Consider the following 17640-nt stretch of genomic DNA (forward strand, 5'->3'; position numbering starts at 1 on the left):
CGTGGCCCGCTCTAGCAGGCGGATTCGGTGCAGTGGGTCACATCAGGGACTGTTGCCGTTTCATCGCTAGCCGCGCTGCTGCGCCAACCGGCAGCCAATTGGCAGCTCCCAGCAGTCTTGTGCGAGGCCGAGCAGCCATGCCATTCAGGGCTCCTGCGGAACGATGTCGAAGCCGATCTGGTTGTCGACGATGATGCGGTACTCCAGCGTCTGCCCCGCCTCCACCTGCGCCAGCTTCTCGCGGCGCAACCGCAGCTTGCCGCACAGGGTATCGTCCAGCGGATCGGTGCCGATGCTGACAATGCGCTGGCCGGCCGGCACCTGCAGGCGCACCACCTCGCCCACGTGCACCCGAGCGGCCAGCTCGCGATCGATCATCAGCGCGATATAGCAACCGCCGCCGCGCCAACCGAAGTCTCGCGTCACCACCACCTCACCGCTATGCTCCACAGGTTGCTGATAAGCCAGCACCCGATCCGCCGGCACCGGCACGATGTCCTCGGCGTCGGGCTGCCAGGAGGAACAGGCCGTCAGGGACAGCAACGAAGTCAGAGCAATGAGCAGACGCATAAAAACTCCATGTTGCCGCCGCGCGGAAGCGCAGCGTTCCAGAAAGGTTTTAGCAGACTGCGCTCAACGACGCACGATGGCGCCGGTTTCCACCAGCTCGGCGTCGCCACCGACGATTTTCGCGTAAGTGGTCTTGGCATTGACCCGCACCACCTGGATATCGGCCACCTTCTCTTCCATCTGCCCCAGCGATTCCTTGGTATAGGGATCGAACATCTCTTCGCCGAGGAAGTAGACACTGAGCTTGTCGCCGGCCTTCAGGGTCTTGCCGCCCTGATTGAGCACCACGGTCTTGCCGTTCACCGCGACGACGCGCATCGGGTAGATGTTCGACAGGGCGCCGTTGACCAGCTGCTCGGCCAACTCGGCGGTCATCCCCGCCTGGGACGAGCCGTACTTGGCCAGCAAGCCGCGAATACCGGCATCGCTGAAGTTCAAGGTGATGGAGTCGGACCACTTCACTTGGCGCGTCGCGGCCAGGATGATCTTGTAGTCCAGTTGCGCACTGCCGCTGTAGCTGGTGATGGTCTCGCCAGTCAGCTGCAGCGTCTTGACGCTTCGCGTGCTACGCAGGCCGCGCAGATTCCCCACAACGATGTAGTCGGCTCCCAGCACGTTGCCGGCCCTGGCCTGCTCCGCCAGCGCCGCATCATCGCCTACCCAGATGGCCTTCTCCTGCTGGAATTCGGTACCGAACTCGCGATCCAGCACATTCAGCCGACGCGACTGGGTGAACAGGTCGAGAATGCGGTTGCGCAGCTCGGATTCCACCTTGGTCGCCGGGGTATTGTCACCCAGCAGCGAGAAGCTGCTGCGGTCGACGTGAAACGGCAGCACTGCCAGGGTACGGCGGCTGTCGGCAGGCAACCCCGGCTTGTCGTACTTGACCACGTGCAGGGTAATATCAGCGCGATAGCTGCCATCGGTTTCCTGCGCGACGTCGTGCACGTCGTAGCGCGATACCACGCCACCGGTAGTCAACTTGAGATCGCCCTGACGGGCCACTTCGAAACTGCTGGTGTGGCTAGCCTGGTCGCCCTCGCTGATGCTCTGGCGGCCGGAGATGGATTGCATGACTTCGCGGCTTTCGACGCTGACACCGGTCACCTGACGCAAGCCCTGCACCAGCGCATCGGCGATGGCCTGGGTCCGGTTGGCGCCGTAGCCGACCGCATCGACCGCCTGTTCGGCCGCCGAAGCGGGCGAGCTGAGGAGTATCAGCAGCAGACCCAGCGTTGTTCCAATCATTCGCATGGGAGAGCCCTCAGAAATCATCAGCCGACATCAGGTCGCGGCTCTGGCTGGTGCCCGCCTGGCCGCTGCTGCGGTTCTGCGGCTGTTGAGCGCCCTGGCTGCTGGTGCGGGCTGGTTTGAAATCACGCAGCTGGCGGGCGTTCTGCTCGCTCAACGGATGCCAGATGTAGACGACGCCGTTGATCTCATGGCCGTAAAGCGGGTGTTTCTCGCTCCAGCGGAACAGCTCCCGGGTACCCGGCAGGTTGGAGATGCTGCCTCGCGCGGAGATTTCACGATCGATGGTCTGGATGAATTCCTGGGTCTGCTCCTCCGACTCGGTGATGCTCTGGCCTTCAGCGCGTACCACGCCGGTGGTCTGGCGGCTCATCTTCTGGCTGGTGGCCTGCTCGGAGGCGCCAGTGGCGTTGAACAGGTACGCGAAGTTGGCATAGCTGGACGCCTTGGCCGCGGCGTAGGACAACTCGCGGTTATCGGCACGCTGCTGGTAGTCGTCGCCGCGATAGGGATTGCTCGCCTGACCGAAGGAAATCAGCACCGGATAGCCCTGTTCGTCGTACATGCGGCGAATACCGAACTCGTTGATCAACGCGCGCTTGTCGCCGCGCAGCATCTGCAACAGTGGCTGAGGGCTAGCCTTGGCCGGATCGGGAGCGATGTCGCCCTTGCTCTGGGCAATGTCGTGGACGAACTGGCGGAACTTGCTGGACGCAACGATGGCGACGGCCACCGCGTGGTCGCCGTTCTCGTTGTGCGCCTCGAAGGTCTTCACCGGGATGACGCCCGTCAGCGTCTGGCGGGCACGGGTTACAGTGGTCTCGGCCACCGAGCGCTCGAACAGCTTGGCGCGCTTCTCCTGGGGAGCGGCGCGGAATTCCGCCGGGTCGATCCCCATTTCCTGCAGCTCACCGTCCAGCTTGCCACCAACTACGGCGACCGCCTTGTCGAACAACTCACCCAGCTTGCTGCTGGCGCGCAGATCGGCCTCGCTGAACGACGGCATCTGGGTCTTGTCGTCGAACAGGCGATTGATGCTCTCGGTACGCACGCTCACGCCCAGGTGCTCGACGTACTTGGCCTGGGCCTTGAGCAGCGCCTCCTTGTACGCCATGACGCGAGCGTTGCCCCAGTCGCGGCTTTCCGGCTTGGCCATCACCACGGTGCTGGCAGTGGTGTAGAACAGCCCAGGTCGGTCACGGAAGCTCTGGCCCAGCGGCGAGGCTTCGAAGTCCTCGATCAGCGCTTCGATCTCCATACCGGGATCGGTCACCTGCGGCCGTGCCGCCTGGGCAATGTTGGCCGCTGTGGTATCCAGCTCCTGCTCGGAGACTTCCTGAACCTCGACGGCCTCCTGGGCATAAGACAGCGGTGCCATACAGCCGGCCACAGCCAGCGCCAACAGCGTCTTGCCAATCAATTTCTTCATCGTTCCTATCCTTACCAGGAGGTGCCCTTGGCGCTGCCAAGCTTGCTGATCTGTTCTTCACCTTCCCATACGGCCAGGCCGTTCTGCAGGTCGCTCAGGGTCATCTGGAAGTAGTACTCGACCAGTTCCTTGTTGCGATCGACGCGGTTGTTGCGCTGCAGGATCTTGCCGGACAGGCTCATGTTCGGCGCGGCCAGCTTCTGCTTGACCAGCGTGGAGCGGTCCACCTTGCGCGACTGGCTCAGCTCGGAGAATGCCGTGTTCATCTGGTCCTCGGCACCGTGCAGGCCGATGGCGGTGGTGACCTGCACCTTGCCGCTGCGCAGCAGTTCGACGCGGATCTTCTTCACCAACTGATCGGTGTCGATGCGCTGCATGGTGTCGTTGAGTACGGTGGAGACCACCATGATGTTCTTCTTGCCATCGTTCCGGTCGACCGCGCCGGACAGCAGCATGGACTGCGTCGCAGCCGCGGCGGCCTGTTCGAAATCGGCGGCGCTCAGGCCCAGCGTGATGGGCCGGTCCACGGCAGAGGACGACAGCAGCTGCGTTTGCGGCGCACAGCCGACAGTCAGACCAAGGACGGCAGCCAGGCCCATAGCCCGGAACAACTTGGTTTTATCCCCGAATTTCATTGATGACTCCCCGAAGCATTGGTATTGACAGGTGGTGTATCGGCATCGAACAGATGGATGCGGTAGGCCACGGCGCGCGGCGAAGGCGCGACGCGGTCCAGCGAATGACTGATACGCGGGCGCAGTTCCAGCAACTCCCAGCGCGCCGCCAGGCCAGACAGCTCGAAGCCATCGCTGTCGAGCCACTCGAAGCGGTAACGCAGTTCCTGCTTCAGCAGGCTCTTGTTGTAAAGGCGCACGCCGGCGCGCAGCAGGTCGCTGGACGCCTTGCCTTCCTGCACCGCCTCAATCTCCAGGTAACCGCTGGCGCGCGGACCCAGTACCAGTTGTGGATAGGGCGTGGCGACCGGTTGCGTCTGGCAACCCGCCGCAAGCAGCATCGTGGCCGCCAGGGCCAGGGTACGAATATTCATTTCATCGACTCGCTGAGGCCGGTCAGTAACCGGCGATCTGATAGACGGGCTGGGAGCCGGGTGCGCTGGCCTTGATGTAGACGATCGAGAACTGCGAATCGGGCAGCTCGACCTCCAACGGCTCGGCCAGACCGGGGCTCTTGATGGTGAGCTTGCGATTGGCCGGTGGACGGATTCGGGCGACCTGCACTTCCTTCGGCAAGGCGCTCCAGATGCGCTTGTCGGCACGCGTGGTCGCCGCCTGATAGACCCCGGCGGCCAGCGCTCCGGCCAGACCGCCCTGTCTGCGCGCTTCGTACTGGATCGCACCCTTGGCGATGGTGCTGATGACCGCTTCGGTCACCTTGTAGGGAAATTCCTTCTTGAACTCGGTCTGCACCACGCGATCCAGGCTGGCCAGCTGCTCGGTCTTGCCCAGCGGCTTGTTTCCGGCGAACAGTTCGAGATGGCTGTAGGCCTGATCACGTAATTTCAGCTTGGGCAGCGCCAGCTGCGAATACTCGACCTTGTCGTTGACCAGGAACAGCGGAATGGGCACTAGCAGCTCTTCGATCTCCGGCCCAAGGCCATTCTCGAAGATCACCCACACCGCCGGGTTGAGCTTCTGCTTGCGCCAGGTGCCACGGATCAGATTGTTCACTACCTGAAGATCGGTTTTCACCGCCGGGTTGTTCGGATTCATTCCGGCAACTCGACGCAGCGAATCCCGGGCCTTGCCCAGATCATCCTTGTCGCTACTGCCGAGCATGAAATAGAGGCCGTGCAGATAGTCGGTGTAGGGGTTCACGAAATCCGGGTAAACCTGCCACTCCTGCAGCTCAGGATAGGCCTGGTAGACCGTCTTCTCCGCCTCGGCGCGGTTCGGCTGATAGCCGTTGGCCGGGGCGGGAGCTTCGGCCTTGACTTGTTCTTCGCTCAGTTTTTCCTTCTGTGCCTGGATCTTGCTGCGAAAATGCTCTTCAGCGCGGCGCTGGCGATCGGCAGCGCGGTTGAACTCGATCCGCGCGTTCTGAGCATCGGCGAGAAACATGCTGTTCAGCGCCTTGTAGGTGTTGACCATCACGCCGTCATACACGGTCGGCGAGTAGCGATTGAGGTTGTTGTTGACCAGCGTCGAGGTCAGCTTCTCGAACCCCTTGCGCACCAGATGCTCGGTATCTTCCTCCTTGGCCAGGTCTTCGGCGGCATCGAATACCTGATTGCTCAACGCGAACTGGCCGCTGGCCGTCAACGCCGTGCCCGCCTGCAACGACCAGAGCAGCTCCGGCTGCTTTTCCGTAGACAGGCCCCCGGCACTCTGCAGGGCGGAATCAGCGGCGGCCTGATAGTTGCCCGAGGCATAAAGCTGATTGAAATCGGCCATCTTTTCCGTCGGCGCCAGGGTCTGGCAGCCGCTGGCCAACGCGATGGCACCCAGCAAAACGAAATGGCGCGACGAAGTTGAACGGGTCTTCATACTTGTTGTGTCCCTTGATCCATGACGATCCGGGCAGCACGAGCGGGCAGGTGAAAAATCCTGTCGACCCGGCCTCCGGAGCCAGGGCAGCGATGAACAGGATTGATCAGCGAATTGCGAGGGGTGATGGGGGCAGCAAGCAGGCCCGGCCTTCAGCCATGTCCCATACAACACACGAACGTTCGGATCGAACGGAATCATTCCTTTGACTGGGGCTCACGGACACAAGAGACTACGCACTTCTGTACAGTCCACACAGCCTGCCGCCTGATGGCACTTTGATATTGCCCTCAAGCTACACCCCTGTCCAGCCATTTTGCCGGCGGGCGATCCCGTCGGGCTGGGTTCGCCGCGCAATGACTTTCGGCAGGCTCAATGGACGGCGACCTCCGACCAGGCAGGCACCATGTGAACAGCAACGCACGCGAAAGCACCCAGCCACGCTTCTGGCGCGATGCCGCCCTGCCCTTCATCGAGGCCCGCGCGGTCGAGGATGGACGCAAGGTCTGCTACGCGCCGCATTGCCACGAGACCTTCTCGATCGGTGCGATAACCGCGGGTTGCAGCACCTACTTCAACGGCGATGCGCGCGAGCGGCTCGAGCGTGGCGCGCTGGTGATCATCAATCCGCAGACCGTACACGCCTGCAATCCCATCGACGGGCAGCCCTGGTCCTACCTGATGTTCTACGTGGATGCCGGCTGGCTCGGTACGCTGCAGGGCGAGCTGGGTGCCAGTGCCGATAGCGCATTCATGCCTTATTCGCCGATCCTCAGCCGCGACCCGGCGCTGTTCGCCGGCCTGACGCAGCTCTACGCCACGCTGCTCGACCCGCAGATCGAAACCCTGCACAAGCAGAGCCTCGCCGTCGAATTTTTCAGCCTGCTTCAGCAAACGCTGGCGCCTGTCCCCTCGCTGTCGAACGCCGAGCCACTACGCCAGTTGCAACGCGCCGCCGACTACATCGCCGATCACTGCACCCACGCATTGCGGCTGGAAGACATCTGCCAGGCGGCCGGGCTCTCGCCGTCCTACCTGATTCGCACCTTCAAGCAGCACTACGGCATGACGCCACACGCCTACCTGCTCAACCGCCGTATCCAGCGCAGCCAGCACTGGCTCAGGCAGGATCGGGATCTGGCCGAGGTGGCGCTGGCCGCGGGATTTGCCGACCAGGCGCATTTCCAGCGCACCTTCAAGCGCCAGCTGGCGGCGACACCCGGGCAATACCGCGACCGCTCAGGTCAGTAGATAAAAAGCGCTACCCGCCAGCAGCAGCGCCATCGTCCGGTTCAACCAGCGTACTCGCGCGGCCTGCCGCAGGTGGCGGCCCAGGTAGTTGCCGGCCCAGGCCCAGCAGGCGATCGAGGCATAGCAGATGAGGAAGTACAGCCCGGCGAACGACCACACCCGCAGCACGTCGCCGTCCGCGGCGAACAGCCCCATCCCGGCCACCGATGCCAACCAGGCCTTGGGGTTGAGCCACTGCATCAGTGCCCCCTCCCACAGCGACGGTCCACCACGCGCCTGCCCCGGCTCGAGCCGGCCGTCGTCCGCCACCAGTCGCCAGGCCATGTAGAGAAGAAAGGCAACACCACCCCACTGGATCCCCCGCATCAATGCCGGCGCTCGCTCCAGCAGCTGGTACAGGCCCAGTCCGATCAGCAGCAGCAACAGGGTAAAGCCCAGAGTCGCCCCCGAAATGTGCCGCAGGCTCGCGCGAAAACCGAAGCGTGCGCCGCAGTTCAGCGCCACGAGATTGACCGGGCCGGGGGTGATGGATGACGCCAGGGCAAAGGCGGCCATGGAAAGGTAGGGGTCCATAGATATCTGCTTCCAGTGGTTGAGCTGGAAGCAGGCTAGGGCGCTGGCGGCCAAGGGTATTGAAGGAAATTACCCTCCGTTGCCGCGGCCGACCACGAACGAAGTCAGACCTAGTGGCCTGTCTGGTCAGTTCAGTTAGTCAATTTCGGCGCTCGGGGCTCCGGTACGGCGTTGCTGCTCCTGCCCGCTATGACTCGTCGCAGCGCCTTATCTCAGAACCCCTGATTATCCGAACTTGAGTTAACAAACTAACCACACCGGCCACTAGCTTGGCTTGCCAGCGTCACCGACACCCTGGATGTCCGGGTCATCCGGCGCCACCTCCGGTTCGCGGTCATCCTGCGGTTGCAGCTGTTCGTCGAAATCAGGGTCTTCGCCGGCATTCTTCTCGCCCGCGTCGGTCATCGTCGTGTCGGTTTCATCGGTGGGAGACGGCTCGCTACCTGGCTGGTTCTGCTTCATGACGACCTCGCAACGTTCGTTAGGGCTGGTTGAACTTGGAGGCCGGTCCGGCGGATGGCGTTCGCAATGCCGGGAGCCGGCGGTCCGATAGTGGCCATTGCACCCGCCTGGCGGCTGCTCCACACTGCCGATTCACTTCACTGCAGTCGGAGATTTCATGTATCCCCTTACCGCTCAATCTCGCACTGCCATCCTCGAAAACCCGGACGCGCTCGAGTCCACCCTGTATCGCGCTGACGAATACAACACCGAAGCCGAAGAACAGGACCTTGGCGATGCACGCATCCTGTTCCTGGGGCCGTTCCAGGCGCCTGCCGAATGGGATGCCAAGGACCGGGAAGACTATTTCGACGGCACGCCGCCCGACGCTTTCATCACCGCCCGCATCGCCTGCGAAGCCGCACCCGATTCGGGCGCGAGCTTCATCCCGGTGCCCGGTGACTACGCCGCCGTGACGGAAGCCCCGGGAAAGATCTCGATGTTCTATGTCTGGGACTGCCTCAACGATGTCGAAGGCGAGTACGTGCTGATCCGCGAGGAGGAAGACGCACTCTGAGCCTCCACTGCCCCTGCCAACCCTCTTCTTTCTGGGGAGGAGGGACGGCAGAGGCAAGCGGCACTCCTACCGGCGCAAGCTCCTTGGTACACATCTGGCCCTTTCAGCGGCTGACTCATCGAGAAAGAATCAAGGCTGGCAGGCTTGCGCCTGCATTCGACGCGAGGGCGCGTCTCCCACGAATGCGCGGCGGGATGGCCCTCGTACCTGTGGGAGTGCCGGCCTCGGCGCGAAGCTCCTGGCTTGTGGATAACCGATCACCTGTATTCTCCGCGTAAGCAGACCGATCCCAGGCCCATGCTCCGCTGTCTACCGAGCATCCTGGTTTCATTGCTACCGCCATCGACGACGAGAATCTCCATGCCCTCACTCTCCAGCACATGGCAATCACCGGTTTCGCGGATGAAGCTGGTCGCCGGCCTTCTGCTGCTGCTTGCCGCCCTGCTCTATACCCTGGCCACCATGATGGAAGACCGGCATCCGGCCTGGGGCTATCTCGCGTCCTTCGCCGAGGCCGCCATGGTCGGCGCGATCGCCGACTGGTTCGCCGTCACCGCGCTGTTTCGCCGCCCGCTCGGCCTGCCGATTCCGCATACGGCGATCATCCCGCGCAGCAAGACGCGCATCGGCCAGAGCCTGTCGAGCTTCATCACCACGCACTTCCTGGCCACGCCACTGGTGCTGGCCAAGCTGGCGGAGCTGGACCTGGCCGGACGCCTGGCGGGCTGGCTGCGCCACCCGGACAACGCCGCAGCCGTCGGCCGCCAGCTCACCGGTATCGCGCATTTCGGGGTCGCGGCGCTGCACGATGAACGGGTGCGCGACTTCGTCCAGGCGAAGGTCATCAACCGCGTACGCAAGTTCGACCTGTCCACTCCACTGGCCCAGGCGCTGGAGGTGCTGACCAGCCAGGGCCGTCACCAGGCCATGCTCGACGAGCTGCTGATCCGTCTCGACTCGATCATGCAGGACGAGCAAACCCGCACGCTGGTGGCCGACGCCATCACCTCGGAGATCCGCACGCTGCGTTATCTCGGCCTGGGCAGGTCGGTGGGCGGCTGGTCGGCGAACAAGTTCGTCGACGGCCTGTCGGCACTGATCGCCGAGATCGCCGCCGACCCCGAGCACCTGATCCGCCAGCGCTTCGACGAGCATGTCGGCGAGTACATTGACCGCCTCAGGCATGACCCCGCCTACGCGCTGGAGGTCGAGCGGATTCTCGCGCAGTTGCTCGAGCACCCGGCCACCAGCGCCTACTTCGCCAACCTCTGGCAGGAACTGGCCGAGTGGCTGGAGCAGGATCTGGCCAGTGACGAATCCCGTATCGGCCGGCGCATCGTCGAACTGTCTGCCGGCCTGGGCGACGCCCTGGCCGCCGACACCGCCATGCGTGGCTGGATCAACGAGCAGCTGATGGCCGCCGCCCCCAGGCTGCTGGAGCGCTACCGTGGGCAGATCGGCCGTTACATCGCCGAACGGGTGGAAAACTGGGAAAGCGCCGAACTGGTGCAGCAGCTGGAAAACAGCGTCGGCAAAGACCTGCAGTTCATCCGCATCAACGGCACCCTGGTCGGCGGCCTCGTCGGCCTGGTGCTGCATGCGCTGACACAACTGGCCGGCGGCTGAGCCGCCAGCCAGGCATTCACGCGATCCGCTGTGCCAGGCGCTTCTGCAGCTGCTCCAGCTCGGCGTGGTCCGCCTGCTGGGCGGCATGCACGCCCATGCCCTGCCCCGCGTAACGCGGGACGATATGCATGTGGATATGAAATACGGTCTGCCCCGCCGGCGCACCATTGAACTGCGCCACCTGCACGCCGTCCGGCTGCAACTCGTCGACGATCACGCGGGTGAGCCGCTGCACCACCGCCATCATCTTGCACAGCGCCTCGGTGTCCACGTCGAGCAGGTTGCAGGCGGCGGAGCGCTTGGGGATCACCAGCGTATGGCCGAAGGATTGTGGAAACAGGTCGAGGAAGGCGAGCACATCTTCGTCCTCGTATAGCTTGTAGCAAGGGGCCTCGCCACGAATGATGTTGGCGAAGATGTTCTGCGGATCGTAGGGGGTGGTCAGGCTCATCGAAGGCTCCGTCTGGGTTCTGTCAGGCGAACCATATACGGTCCGGACGATGAGGCATAATCGCCGGCTGACATGGACATTCGGAGCATCGAGATGAAACTGGCAAGGATCGAGCGTCTGCTCGTGGGCAAGGCCGTGCCCTATACCCGCCCCGGCAGCTTCAGTGCGATTGCCAAGCAACCGGTTGCAGGCCCCGTGCATGTCGATATCGAAGGGCTGGAAGGCGATGAGCAGGGCGACCGCAAGGTGCATGGCGGCCCGAACAAGGCCGTCCATCACTATGCCTACGAACACTACGCCCGCTGGCGCGAACAACTCGGTGCCTTGCCGCTGCTGGAGCAGCCAGGCGCCTTCGGCGAGAACATCAGCACCCGCGGCCTCTGCGAGGCGGACCTGTGCCTGGGGGACGTGCTGCGCTGTGGCGAGGCCCGGCTGGAGGTCGTCCAGACACGCCAACCCTGCTGGAAGCTCAACGATCGCTTCGGCGTCGCGGACATGGCCCTGCGCGTGCAGCAGAGCGGCATGACCGGCTGGTACTACCGGGTACTCGAGCCCGGCGCCCTCGAAGCCGGGCAGATGCTCAGCCTCGAACACCGCCCTTTCCCGCGCTGGTCGCTGACACGGGTACTGGAGGTGCTCTACCAGCGCACTCTGGACCAGGCCGCCCTGCATGAACTGAGCGAACTGCCGCTGGTGCCGTCGTGGCGCAAGCTGGTCGACCGCCGCCTGCAGGAACGCAGGGTGGAAGACTGGAGCAAACGGCTGTACGGCCTGGACAGCGAGACCTGATTGGCGGAACGATGCGCGCGCGCCGGGCCTCTCATCCTCGATAACCACAACAATGAACGAGGCCCTCCATGCACGCTCGACGTACATCCATCGCCGCTGCCCTCGCGCTCGGCTTGTTCACCTTTCCGGTCCTCGCGGCCGATCTGCAGCCCAGCGAGCTGCTCAAGCAGGCCGAGGCGGAGCAGCCGGCCTATCTCGAAACCTTGAAGACACTGGTGGCAGTGGACACCGGCACCGGCCAGCAGCAGGGGCTGGCCAGGGTCAGCGAAATGCTGGTCGAGCGCCTCGAAGCGCTGGGTGCCGAGGTCACGGCCACCCCGGCCACGCCGTCGGCCGGCGACAACATCGTCGGTACGCTGAAAGGCTCCGGCACGGCAAACTTCCTGCTGATGGTCCACTACGACACCGTGTTCGCCGAAGGCACCGCCGCCAAACGGCCGTTCCGTACGGATGAGAAGCGCGCCTATGGCCCCGGCGTAGCCGATGCCAAAGGCGGCGTGGCGATGATCCTGCATGCGGTCAAACTCCTGCAGGCGCAGCAGTTCGACGGTTTCGGCACCCTCACCGTGCTGTTCAACCCGGATGAGGAAATGGGCTCGGCCGGTTCGAAGAAGATCATCGCCGAGCTCGCCCGCAAGCACGATTACGTCTTCTCCTACGAGCCGCCGGACAAGGATGCCGTGACCGTCGCCACCAACGGCATCAACGCCGTGATGCTGGAGGTGAAGGGCAAATCCTCCCACGCCGGATCCGCCCCCGAGGATGGTCGCAACGCGATCATGGAGCTGGCGCACCAACTGGTGCAGCTCAAGGATCTGGGCGACCCGGACAAGGGCACCACGGTGAACTGGACGATGATCAAGGGCGGCGAGAAGCGCAACATCATTCCCGCCAGCGCGGCCGCCGAAGCCGACATGCGCTACTCGGATCTCGGCGAGTACGACCGCGTCCTGGCCGATGCCCAGCGCATCATCAAGGACAAGCTGATCGACGACACCACCGTGGAACTGCGCATCGACAAGGGCCGCCCGCCGCTGGCGAAGAATGCCGGCTCGGATCACCTGGCCGAGACGGCTCGGCAGCTCTACGGTGAAATCGACAAGAATATCGAGCCCATCGCCATGCGCTTCGGCACCGATGCCGGCTATGCCTACGTGCCCGGCAGCGACAAGCCCGCCGTGCTGGAAACCATGGGTGTGGTGGGTGCCGGCCTGCACGCGGATGACGAATACCTGGAACTGTCGAGCATCGCGCCGCGGCTGTACCTGACGGTGGCGATGATCAAGACGCTGTCCGGTACTAACTCGGCGCGCTAGCGTCATGGATCACACCGGGGCAGCTCTCCCGGTGTGATCCCAAGAGAATCTAGCAGGCCGTTGAAAAGCGTAGGCGAGGCAGCCTGTTTTTAACGCAGCAATGACTACGCAGGTACTTTTTCAGCGGCCTGTCAGAGCAGCACCAAGCTCAGCAGCCAGACGGCGGCCATGGCAACCACACCCTGGATCAGCGTCGCCACGGTCTGCGCGCGGTAGGCGGTGGAAACCTTCATCCGGCTGAACTGCGAGACCACCCAGAAGAAACTGTCGTTGGCATGGGAAACGGTCATGCCGCCCGCACCGATGGCCATCACCGTCAGCACCCGACCCATCTCGCTGTCCAGCCCCAGGCTGCCGAGCAGCGGCGCGACCATGGCCGAGGTCGTCACCAGGGCGACGGTGGTCGAACCCTGCGCCGTCTTCAGCGCGGCGGAGACGATGAAGGGCATGAACAAGCCGACCCCCAGCGCCGACAGGCTCTGCCCCAGGTAATCGCCCAGCGGGGTGATCTTCAGCATGGCGCCGAAGGCACCGCCGGCTCCGGTGATGAGCAGGATCGGTGCGGCCGAGACGATGCCTGCGGCTACCTGATCATGGAACTGCTGGCGCTTGTTTTCGTCCTTGAGCAGCAGGCAGGCGAAACCCAGGCCGATCAGCAAAGCAGCCACCGGCTGGCCGAGAAAGCTCAGCACCGAGAACACGACACCCTCGCCCAGCGGCCTGCCCGGTAGCGCAACGACCGAGCCGATGCAGATCAGCGCGATGGGCACGAAGATCGGTGCGAAGGCCTGCCAGGCGCTGGGCAGCACGCCGTAGCGGGCTCGCAAGGTATCGAAATCCACGTCCTCGGCGAGCAGCTCGCTGGGGGCTTCGTCCAGCAGCTCGCGGTCGTCCTGCCTGAGGAAACGGTTGGCCCAGAGCATCCCGGCCAGTGCGGCCACCGCCGAGACCAGCAGGCCGACGGCGATCACCAGCCCCAGCGAACCTTCCAGCCCCAGGTTGCCCGCCGCGGCAATCGGGCCCGGCGTCGGCGGCACGAAGGTATGGGTGGCATACAGACCGGTGGCCAGCGCGACGCTCATGGCCACGACCGAAACCTTCATCCGCGCCGCCAGGGCATTCTTCAGCGAGTTGAGAATGACGTAGCCGGAATCGCAGAACACCGGGATCGACACCAGATAGCCGATGATCGACAGCGTCAGCGTCGGAAAGCGCTCGCCCAGCAGTCGAATCACGCTTTCGGCCATGGTGATTGCCGCACCGGAGCGTTCGAGGATCACTCCGATGATGGTGCCCAGGGCGATGACGATGCCGATGTAGCCGAGGATGCCGCCGAAACCGGAGGCCACCGTCTTGAGAATTTCCCCGACCGGCACCTGGTAGGCGAAGCCCGCCAGAATCGCCGCGGCCAGCAGCGCGAGGAAGGGATGCAGCTTCCAGCGCACCGTGGAATAAACGATGAACGCAATCAACGCCAGCAGTATGAGCACCAGCCCCATGTCGAACTCCTCGAGTCATTGTTCGCAAGCCAGGACGCGCCACGGGCGGCCATGGTCCTGTACAGCGTTGAGCATAGTGCAGCTTGCCTGCGGCGCTCGTGAATGGTGCCCTCGGCCGAACGGCATCGCGAGGGACAGGATGCCGCTGTCGATTCGCCAGACGCCCGTTCGACCAGTGAAAGGAGCCTGCGAGATTTTTTCGTCTAGGCTCCTTCCACCCGAATTGGATCGGCACGAGGACAAACCCGATGAAGATATCCACCTACCTCACCTTCGGCGGCCAGGCCCGCGAAGCCTTCGCCTTCTACCAGCAGGCGCTGGGCGGCACGCTGGAACTGTTCAGCTTCGGCCAGGCACCGGACGCCGAACAGTTTCCCGCCGAATACCACGACCGTGTCATGCACGTCTGCCTGAGCCTGGGCGAGTACCGCCTGATGGCCTCGGACACCCTGCCCGGTGAGTTCTGCGGTGGCGCCCCCTATGAAGGCATCAAGGGCTGCTCGATCAGCCTTCACCCCGATAGCGTCGCCGAGGGCGAGCGCCTGTTCGCGGCGCTGTCCGAGGGCGGGCAGGTAGTGATGCCGATGGAGAAAACCTTCTGGGCCGAGCGCTTCGGCATGTTCACCGACCGTTTCGGCGTGTCCTGGATGGTCAACTGCGAAACGCCCTGAGCATGCGTCGCCGGTGCGGAGAACGGCGGGGCTCCGCTCCTGTGCGGCAACTATCAGCACGGCCATGAGCGCGCGCTGATGATCAGGGCATCCGTCACCCGATCTCTCCCGGTTCCAGCGAACCGGCCTTCCGTCGACGCCCTGCCACCAGCAATCCGGTAAACGCGATGGCCAGCGGCGCAAAGGACACCCAGAGCACCGTATCCCAGCCATAGCCGGCCAGCAGACCGCCCGACAGGAACGACCCGATGGCCATCAGGCCAAACACGATGAAGTCGTTAAGCGATTGCACGCGTGTTTTCTCCTCGGCCCTGTGGCACTCCAGGACCAGGGCCGAGGCCCCCAGGAAACCGAAGTTCCAGCCAATGCCAAGCAACACCAGCATCCACCAGAAATGCATGACCTCGATGCCGCCCAGGCCTATCGCGGCGGACAGCCCGGTCAAAAGCAGCCCGACCGTCGCGACGCGCATGGCACCGAAACGCGCGATGAGGCTGCCCGTGAAGAAGCTGGGCGCATACATCGCAATGACGTGCCATTGCAGTCCCAGGTTCGCCGAGGTCTGCGAATGTCCGGAGATGTGCATGGCCAGCGGTGCGGCCGTCATCAGGAAGTTCATCACCAGGTAAGAGGCGGCGCCGCAGATCGCCGCGGCGACGAAACGCGGTTGCAGGGCGATCGCCGCAAGCGGACGTCCGCCGGCAATTTCCGCCGTGGTTGGCGTCGGCGAGCGAACGCCGAGCAGGATCAGCGCCGACAGAGCGGCGACCGCCGCCTGCACGAGAAAGGTGGCCGCGAACATGTGAGGGGGCCACCAGTCCATCGTCCAGGTCACCAGCTGCGGGCCGACGACCCCAGCCGCGACGCCTCCGGCCATGACGAACGACAGCGCGCGTGCCCGCCGCTTCGGTGCCACGCCGTCGGCTGCCGCGAAACGGAACGACAACACCACGGCGGCGTAGCCCCCGCCGAAGAAGGTCGCGAGGCAGAACAGCCAGAACCATCCCAGGATGACGGCGAGCATGGCCAGCAGGCCGGTCAGTACGCCGGCTCCCGTCCCTGCCAGAAAGGCGGCACGCCGGCCATGGCGCCGGGCAATCGCACCCACCGGAAGGATGCACGCCGCCATGCCCACCACGAAGATGGAAATCGGCAGGGTTGCCAATACGGGCGTCGGGGCCAGCATATCTCCGACAATGGCGCCCGTGGCGTAGACAACCACCGTGTTGGCACCGGCCAACGCCTGTGCGATGGCAAGCCGCCAGATGTTTCCGCGCTGGACATTTTCAGGGAGTACGCCGGAAGCATCGGCGGGTACGGCGTGGCGGTGGTTCATATGATCAAATTCGAATACGTTGGAGTGGATGACGCCGCTTCGGCACTGAAGAACGAAAGCCGGAGCCGCGTAGAAAGCCGGATTCTTGCCTGTAGGGCCCGCACAAGCAAACGAGACCGATCCTAATCGGTACAGAACGGACGACACGACGCCCTCGATGGTGGAATCTATCGGCCTCGCGCCGACTCGACATACTGACGCCCACGGCACAGGAGTACCCAGGTGGACCTGCTCTTTCTCGGCACATCGTCCGGAATACCCACCAGGGCGCGCAACGTCAGCGGGCTGGCCCTGCTGGAAAACAGCGGCAAGGGCTGGTACCTGATCGACTGCGGCGAGGCCACTCAGCATCAGTTGCTACGCACGCCGCTGACGCTGCACGGCCTGCGCGCCATCTGCATCACCCACGTGCACGGCGACCACTGCTACGGCCTGCCGGGTTTGCTCGCCAGTGCCGGCATGGCGCGCCGGCAGGAGCCGCTGGACATCATCGCCCCTGAAGGCATCGAGGACTGGCTACGCGCGACCTTTGCCATGAGCCGCACCGGGCTGCCGTTCGAGCTGCGCTTCCATGCGGCGGAAAGCCTCGGCCAATGGCGCACTCCGCAGGTTCGCGTCGAGGTCGCCGCCCTCTCCCATCGTGTGCCCTCTTACGGCTACAGCTTCACCGAAGCCCGTCCCGATCCGAAGCTCGCCATCGATCGCCTGGAGCGCGACAACATTCCCCGCGGCCCGCTTTGGGGCCAGCTGGCGCGCGGCTTCGACGTCGAGCATGAGGGCCGCAGGCTACGCAGCGAGATGTATCTCGACTTCGGTCGCCGCCCGCGACGCATCGTCATCGGCGGCGACAACGACCGTCCGGAACTGCTCGCCGACACCTGCCGGGCCGCCCAGGTGCTGGTGCACGAGGCGACCTACACCCAGCCTGCGGCCACCGCGGCCCGCGACCAGTTCGGCCACAGCACCGCCGCCCAGGTGGCGGCTTTCGCAGAGAACGTCGGGTTGCCGAACCTGGTGCTGACGCACTTCAGCGCGCGCTACCAGGCAAAGGCCGATGGCGGCTTCTCCATCGAGGACGTTCGTGCGGAGGCGTCAGCGGCGTATCGGGGCCGGTTGTTCCTGGCCCAGGACTTCATGCGCCTGCATCTGGACAAGGATGGGGAACTGCGACCGGTCACAGCCTGATGCCCCGAGGCCAGGCAACTCGGCAACGGCATCAGTCCCTGAGAACGGTTTGAAAAGGGAGGCGCCCCTAGGGTCTGTTCCCGTTTCGTCGCAAGCCGCGTGGCAGCGCCAAATGGCGCCAGGCAAGGCGCGGGACGCAGGTAATGGTCATTCCCTTGCCAAGTCCCGCAA

Annotated in this window: 18 protein-coding genes; 7 read left to right on the forward strand and 11 right to left on the reverse strand. The window is 64.2% G+C overall.

Features of this window, described 5'->3' with window-relative positions:
• Positions 1-144 precede the first annotated feature (144 nt).
• The 6 genes from EA795_RS15040 to EA795_RS15065 all read right to left on the reverse strand — a co-directional run bounded on the left by EA795_RS15040 (position 145) and on the right by EA795_RS15065 (position 5754).
• Complete coding sequence (locus EA795_RS15040; protein ID WP_115027540.1) at positions 145-570, reverse strand: 3-isopropylmalate dehydratase; 426 nt, start codon at positions 568-570, stop codon at positions 145-147.
• A 63-nt stretch (positions 571-633) separates the two neighbouring features.
• Complete coding sequence (locus tag EA795_RS15045; RefSeq protein WP_122078201.1) at positions 634-1824, reverse strand: hypothetical protein; 1191 nt, start codon at positions 1822-1824, stop codon at positions 634-636.
• Positions 1825-1834: 10 nt separating this feature from the next.
• Positions 1835-3250, reverse strand: a complete 1416-nt coding sequence (locus EA795_RS15050; protein ID WP_058076370.1) for a DUF6844 domain-containing protein — start codon at positions 3248-3250, stop codon at positions 1835-1837.
• Positions 3251-3261: 11 nt separating this feature from the next.
• Positions 3262-3885 (reverse strand): penicillin-binding protein activator LpoB, encoded by a 624-nt coding sequence (gene lpoB / locus EA795_RS15055; RefSeq protein ID WP_204934976.1) that lies wholly within the window; start codon positions 3883-3885, stop codon positions 3262-3264.
• On the reverse strand, positions 3882-4298 hold the full coding sequence (locus EA795_RS15060) for a YcfL family putative periplasmic lipoprotein (RefSeq protein ID WP_058073642.1): 417 nt from the start codon (positions 4296-4298) through the stop codon (positions 3882-3884). Before EA795_RS15060 ends, lpoB begins: the two co-directional genes overlap by 4 nt.
• A gap of 22 nt (positions 4299-4320) precedes the next feature.
• Entirely contained in the window at positions 4321-5754 is a 1434-nt protein-coding gene (locus tag EA795_RS15065) for a COG3014 family protein (RefSeq protein WP_122078203.1), read from the reverse strand.
• 375 nt (positions 5755-6129) lie between these two features.
• On the opposite strand from EA795_RS15065, the gene EA795_RS15070 reads away from it, so the two are divergent.
• Positions 6130-7005: an AraC family transcriptional regulator gene (locus EA795_RS15070; RefSeq protein ID WP_122078205.1), complete on the forward strand. Its 876-nt coding sequence runs from the start codon at positions 6130-6132 to the stop codon at positions 7003-7005.
• Here the strand turns inward: EA795_RS15070 and EA795_RS15075 are convergent.
• Both EA795_RS15075 and EA795_RS15080 read right to left on the reverse strand, forming a co-directional pair.
• A complete protein-coding gene (locus EA795_RS15075; RefSeq protein ID WP_014851921.1) occupies positions 6994-7578 on the reverse strand; it encodes a LysE family translocator in 585 nt (194 codons plus the stop codon). The genes EA795_RS15070 and EA795_RS15075 overlap by 12 nt on opposite strands.
• 264 nt (positions 7579-7842) lie before the next feature.
• Positions 7843-8040 carry a hypothetical protein gene (locus EA795_RS15080; protein ID WP_014851920.1) on the reverse strand — a complete coding sequence of 66 codons (198 nt, stop codon included), beginning with the start codon at positions 8038-8040 and terminating at the stop codon, positions 7843-7845.
• A 157-nt stretch (positions 8041-8197) separates the two neighbouring features.
• On the opposite strand from EA795_RS15080, the gene EA795_RS15085 reads away from it, so the two are divergent.
• Together EA795_RS15085 and EA795_RS15090 are read left to right on the forward strand one after the other, a co-directional pair.
• Positions 8198-8596 carry a hypothetical protein gene (locus tag EA795_RS15085; RefSeq protein WP_122078207.1) on the forward strand — a complete coding sequence of 133 codons (399 nt, stop codon included), beginning with the start codon at positions 8198-8200 and terminating at the stop codon, positions 8594-8596.
• A 360-nt stretch (positions 8597-8956) separates the two neighbouring features.
• The gene (locus EA795_RS15090) at positions 8957-10222 is read left to right on the forward strand and encodes a DUF445 domain-containing protein (protein WP_122078209.1); all 1266 of its coding nucleotides are present in this window, start codon (positions 8957-8959) and stop codon (positions 10220-10222) included.
• A 16-nt stretch (positions 10223-10238) separates the two neighbouring features.
• Here EA795_RS15090 and EA795_RS15095 read toward each other — a convergent pair whose 3' ends face one another.
• Complete coding sequence (locus tag EA795_RS15095) at positions 10239-10673, reverse strand: HIT family protein (RefSeq protein WP_122078210.1); 435 nt, start codon at positions 10671-10673, stop codon at positions 10239-10241.
• Between the two features lie 93 nt (positions 10674-10766).
• On the opposite strand from EA795_RS15095, the gene EA795_RS15100 reads away from it, so the two are divergent.
• Both EA795_RS15100 and EA795_RS15105 read left to right on the forward strand, forming a co-directional pair.
• Positions 10767-11462 carry an MOSC domain-containing protein gene (locus EA795_RS15100; protein ID WP_043942730.1) on the forward strand — a complete coding sequence of 232 codons (696 nt, stop codon included), beginning with the start codon at positions 10767-10769 and terminating at the stop codon, positions 11460-11462.
• Between the two features lie 68 nt (positions 11463-11530).
• Entirely contained in the window at positions 11531-12778 is a 1248-nt protein-coding gene (locus EA795_RS15105; RefSeq protein WP_122078212.1) for a M20/M25/M40 family metallo-hydrolase, read from the forward strand.
• A 131-nt stretch (positions 12779-12909) separates the two neighbouring features.
• Here the strand turns inward: EA795_RS15105 and EA795_RS15110 are convergent, their stop codons facing one another.
• Positions 12910-14277 carry a GntP family permease gene (locus EA795_RS15110; protein WP_122078214.1) on the reverse strand — a complete coding sequence of 456 codons (1368 nt, stop codon included), beginning with the start codon at positions 14275-14277 and terminating at the stop codon, positions 12910-12912.
• A gap of 248 nt (positions 14278-14525) precedes the next feature.
• Here EA795_RS15110 and EA795_RS15115 point away from each other — a divergent pair, with 248 nt between their 5' ends.
• Complete coding sequence (locus tag EA795_RS15115) at positions 14526-14948, forward strand: VOC family protein (RefSeq protein ID WP_014851913.1); 423 nt, start codon at positions 14526-14528, stop codon at positions 14946-14948.
• A gap of 94 nt (positions 14949-15042) precedes the next feature.
• On the opposite strand, the gene EA795_RS15120 is transcribed toward EA795_RS15115, so the two are convergent.
• Positions 15043-16284, reverse strand: a complete 1242-nt coding sequence (locus EA795_RS15120; RefSeq protein WP_122078215.1) for an MFS transporter — start codon at positions 16282-16284, stop codon at positions 15043-15045.
• Positions 16285-16506: 222 nt separating this feature from the next.
• Here EA795_RS15120 and EA795_RS15125 point away from each other — a divergent pair, with 222 nt between their 5' ends.
• Positions 16507-17469 carry a ribonuclease Z gene (locus tag EA795_RS15125; RefSeq protein WP_122078217.1) on the forward strand — a complete coding sequence of 321 codons (963 nt, stop codon included), beginning with the start codon at positions 16507-16509 and terminating at the stop codon, positions 17467-17469.
• Positions 17470-17640 lie beyond the last annotated feature (171 nt).

The organism is Stutzerimonas nitrititolerans (assembly GCF_003696285.1).
In the GTDB taxonomy this organism is placed as follows: Bacteria; Pseudomonadota; Gammaproteobacteria; order Pseudomonadales; family Pseudomonadaceae; genus Stutzerimonas; species Stutzerimonas nitrititolerans.

Bases quoted from the DNA above. Each gene is read 5' to 3' on its own strand.
- EA795_RS15040 (WP_115027540.1), bottom strand. From the start codon at position 570: ATGCGTCTGCTCATTGCTCTGACTTCGTTGCTGTCCCTGACGGCCTGT.
- EA795_RS15045 (WP_122078201.1), bottom strand. From the start codon at position 1,824: ATGCGAATGATTGGAACAACGCTGGGTCTGCTGCTGATACTCCTCAGC.
- EA795_RS15050 (WP_058076370.1), bottom strand. From the start codon at position 3,250: ATGAAGAAATTGATTGGCAAGACGCTGTTGGCGCTGGCTGTGGCCGGC.
- lpoB (WP_204934976.1), bottom strand. From the start codon at position 3,885: ATGAAATTCGGGGATAAAACCAAGTTGTTCCGGGCTATGGGCCTGGCT.
- EA795_RS15060 (WP_058073642.1), bottom strand. From the start codon at position 4,298: ATGAATATTCGTACCCTGGCCCTGGCGGCCACGATGCTGCTTGCGGCG.
- EA795_RS15065 (WP_122078203.1), bottom strand. From the start codon at position 5,754: ATGAAGACCCGTTCAACTTCGTCGCGCCATTTCGTTTTGCTGGGTGCC.
- EA795_RS15070 (WP_122078205.1), top strand. From the start codon at position 6,130: ATGGACGGCGACCTCCGACCAGGCAGGCACCATGTGAACAGCAACGCA.
- EA795_RS15075 (WP_014851921.1), bottom strand. From the start codon at position 7,578: ATGGACCCCTACCTTTCCATGGCCGCCTTTGCCCTGGCGTCATCCATC.
- EA795_RS15080 (WP_014851920.1), bottom strand. From the start codon at position 8,040: ATGAAGCAGAACCAGCCAGGTAGCGAGCCGTCTCCCACCGATGAAACC.
- EA795_RS15085 (WP_122078207.1), top strand. From the start codon at position 8,198: ATGTATCCCCTTACCGCTCAATCTCGCACTGCCATCCTCGAAAACCCG.
- EA795_RS15090 (WP_122078209.1), top strand. From the start codon at position 8,957: ATGCCCTCACTCTCCAGCACATGGCAATCACCGGTTTCGCGGATGAAG.
- EA795_RS15095 (WP_122078210.1), bottom strand. From the start codon at position 10,673: ATGAGCCTGACCACCCCCTACGATCCGCAGAACATCTTCGCCAACATC.
- EA795_RS15100 (WP_043942730.1), top strand. From the start codon at position 10,767: ATGAAACTGGCAAGGATCGAGCGTCTGCTCGTGGGCAAGGCCGTGCCC.
- EA795_RS15105 (WP_122078212.1), top strand. From the start codon at position 11,531: ATGCACGCTCGACGTACATCCATCGCCGCTGCCCTCGCGCTCGGCTTG.
- EA795_RS15110 (WP_122078214.1), bottom strand. From the start codon at position 14,277: ATGGGGCTGGTGCTCATACTGCTGGCGTTGATTGCGTTCATCGTTTAT.
- EA795_RS15115 (WP_014851913.1), top strand. From the start codon at position 14,526: ATGAAGATATCCACCTACCTCACCTTCGGCGGCCAGGCCCGCGAAGCC.
- EA795_RS15120 (WP_122078215.1), bottom strand. From the start codon at position 16,284: ATGAACCACCGCCACGCCGTACCCGCCGATGCTTCCGGCGTACTCCCT.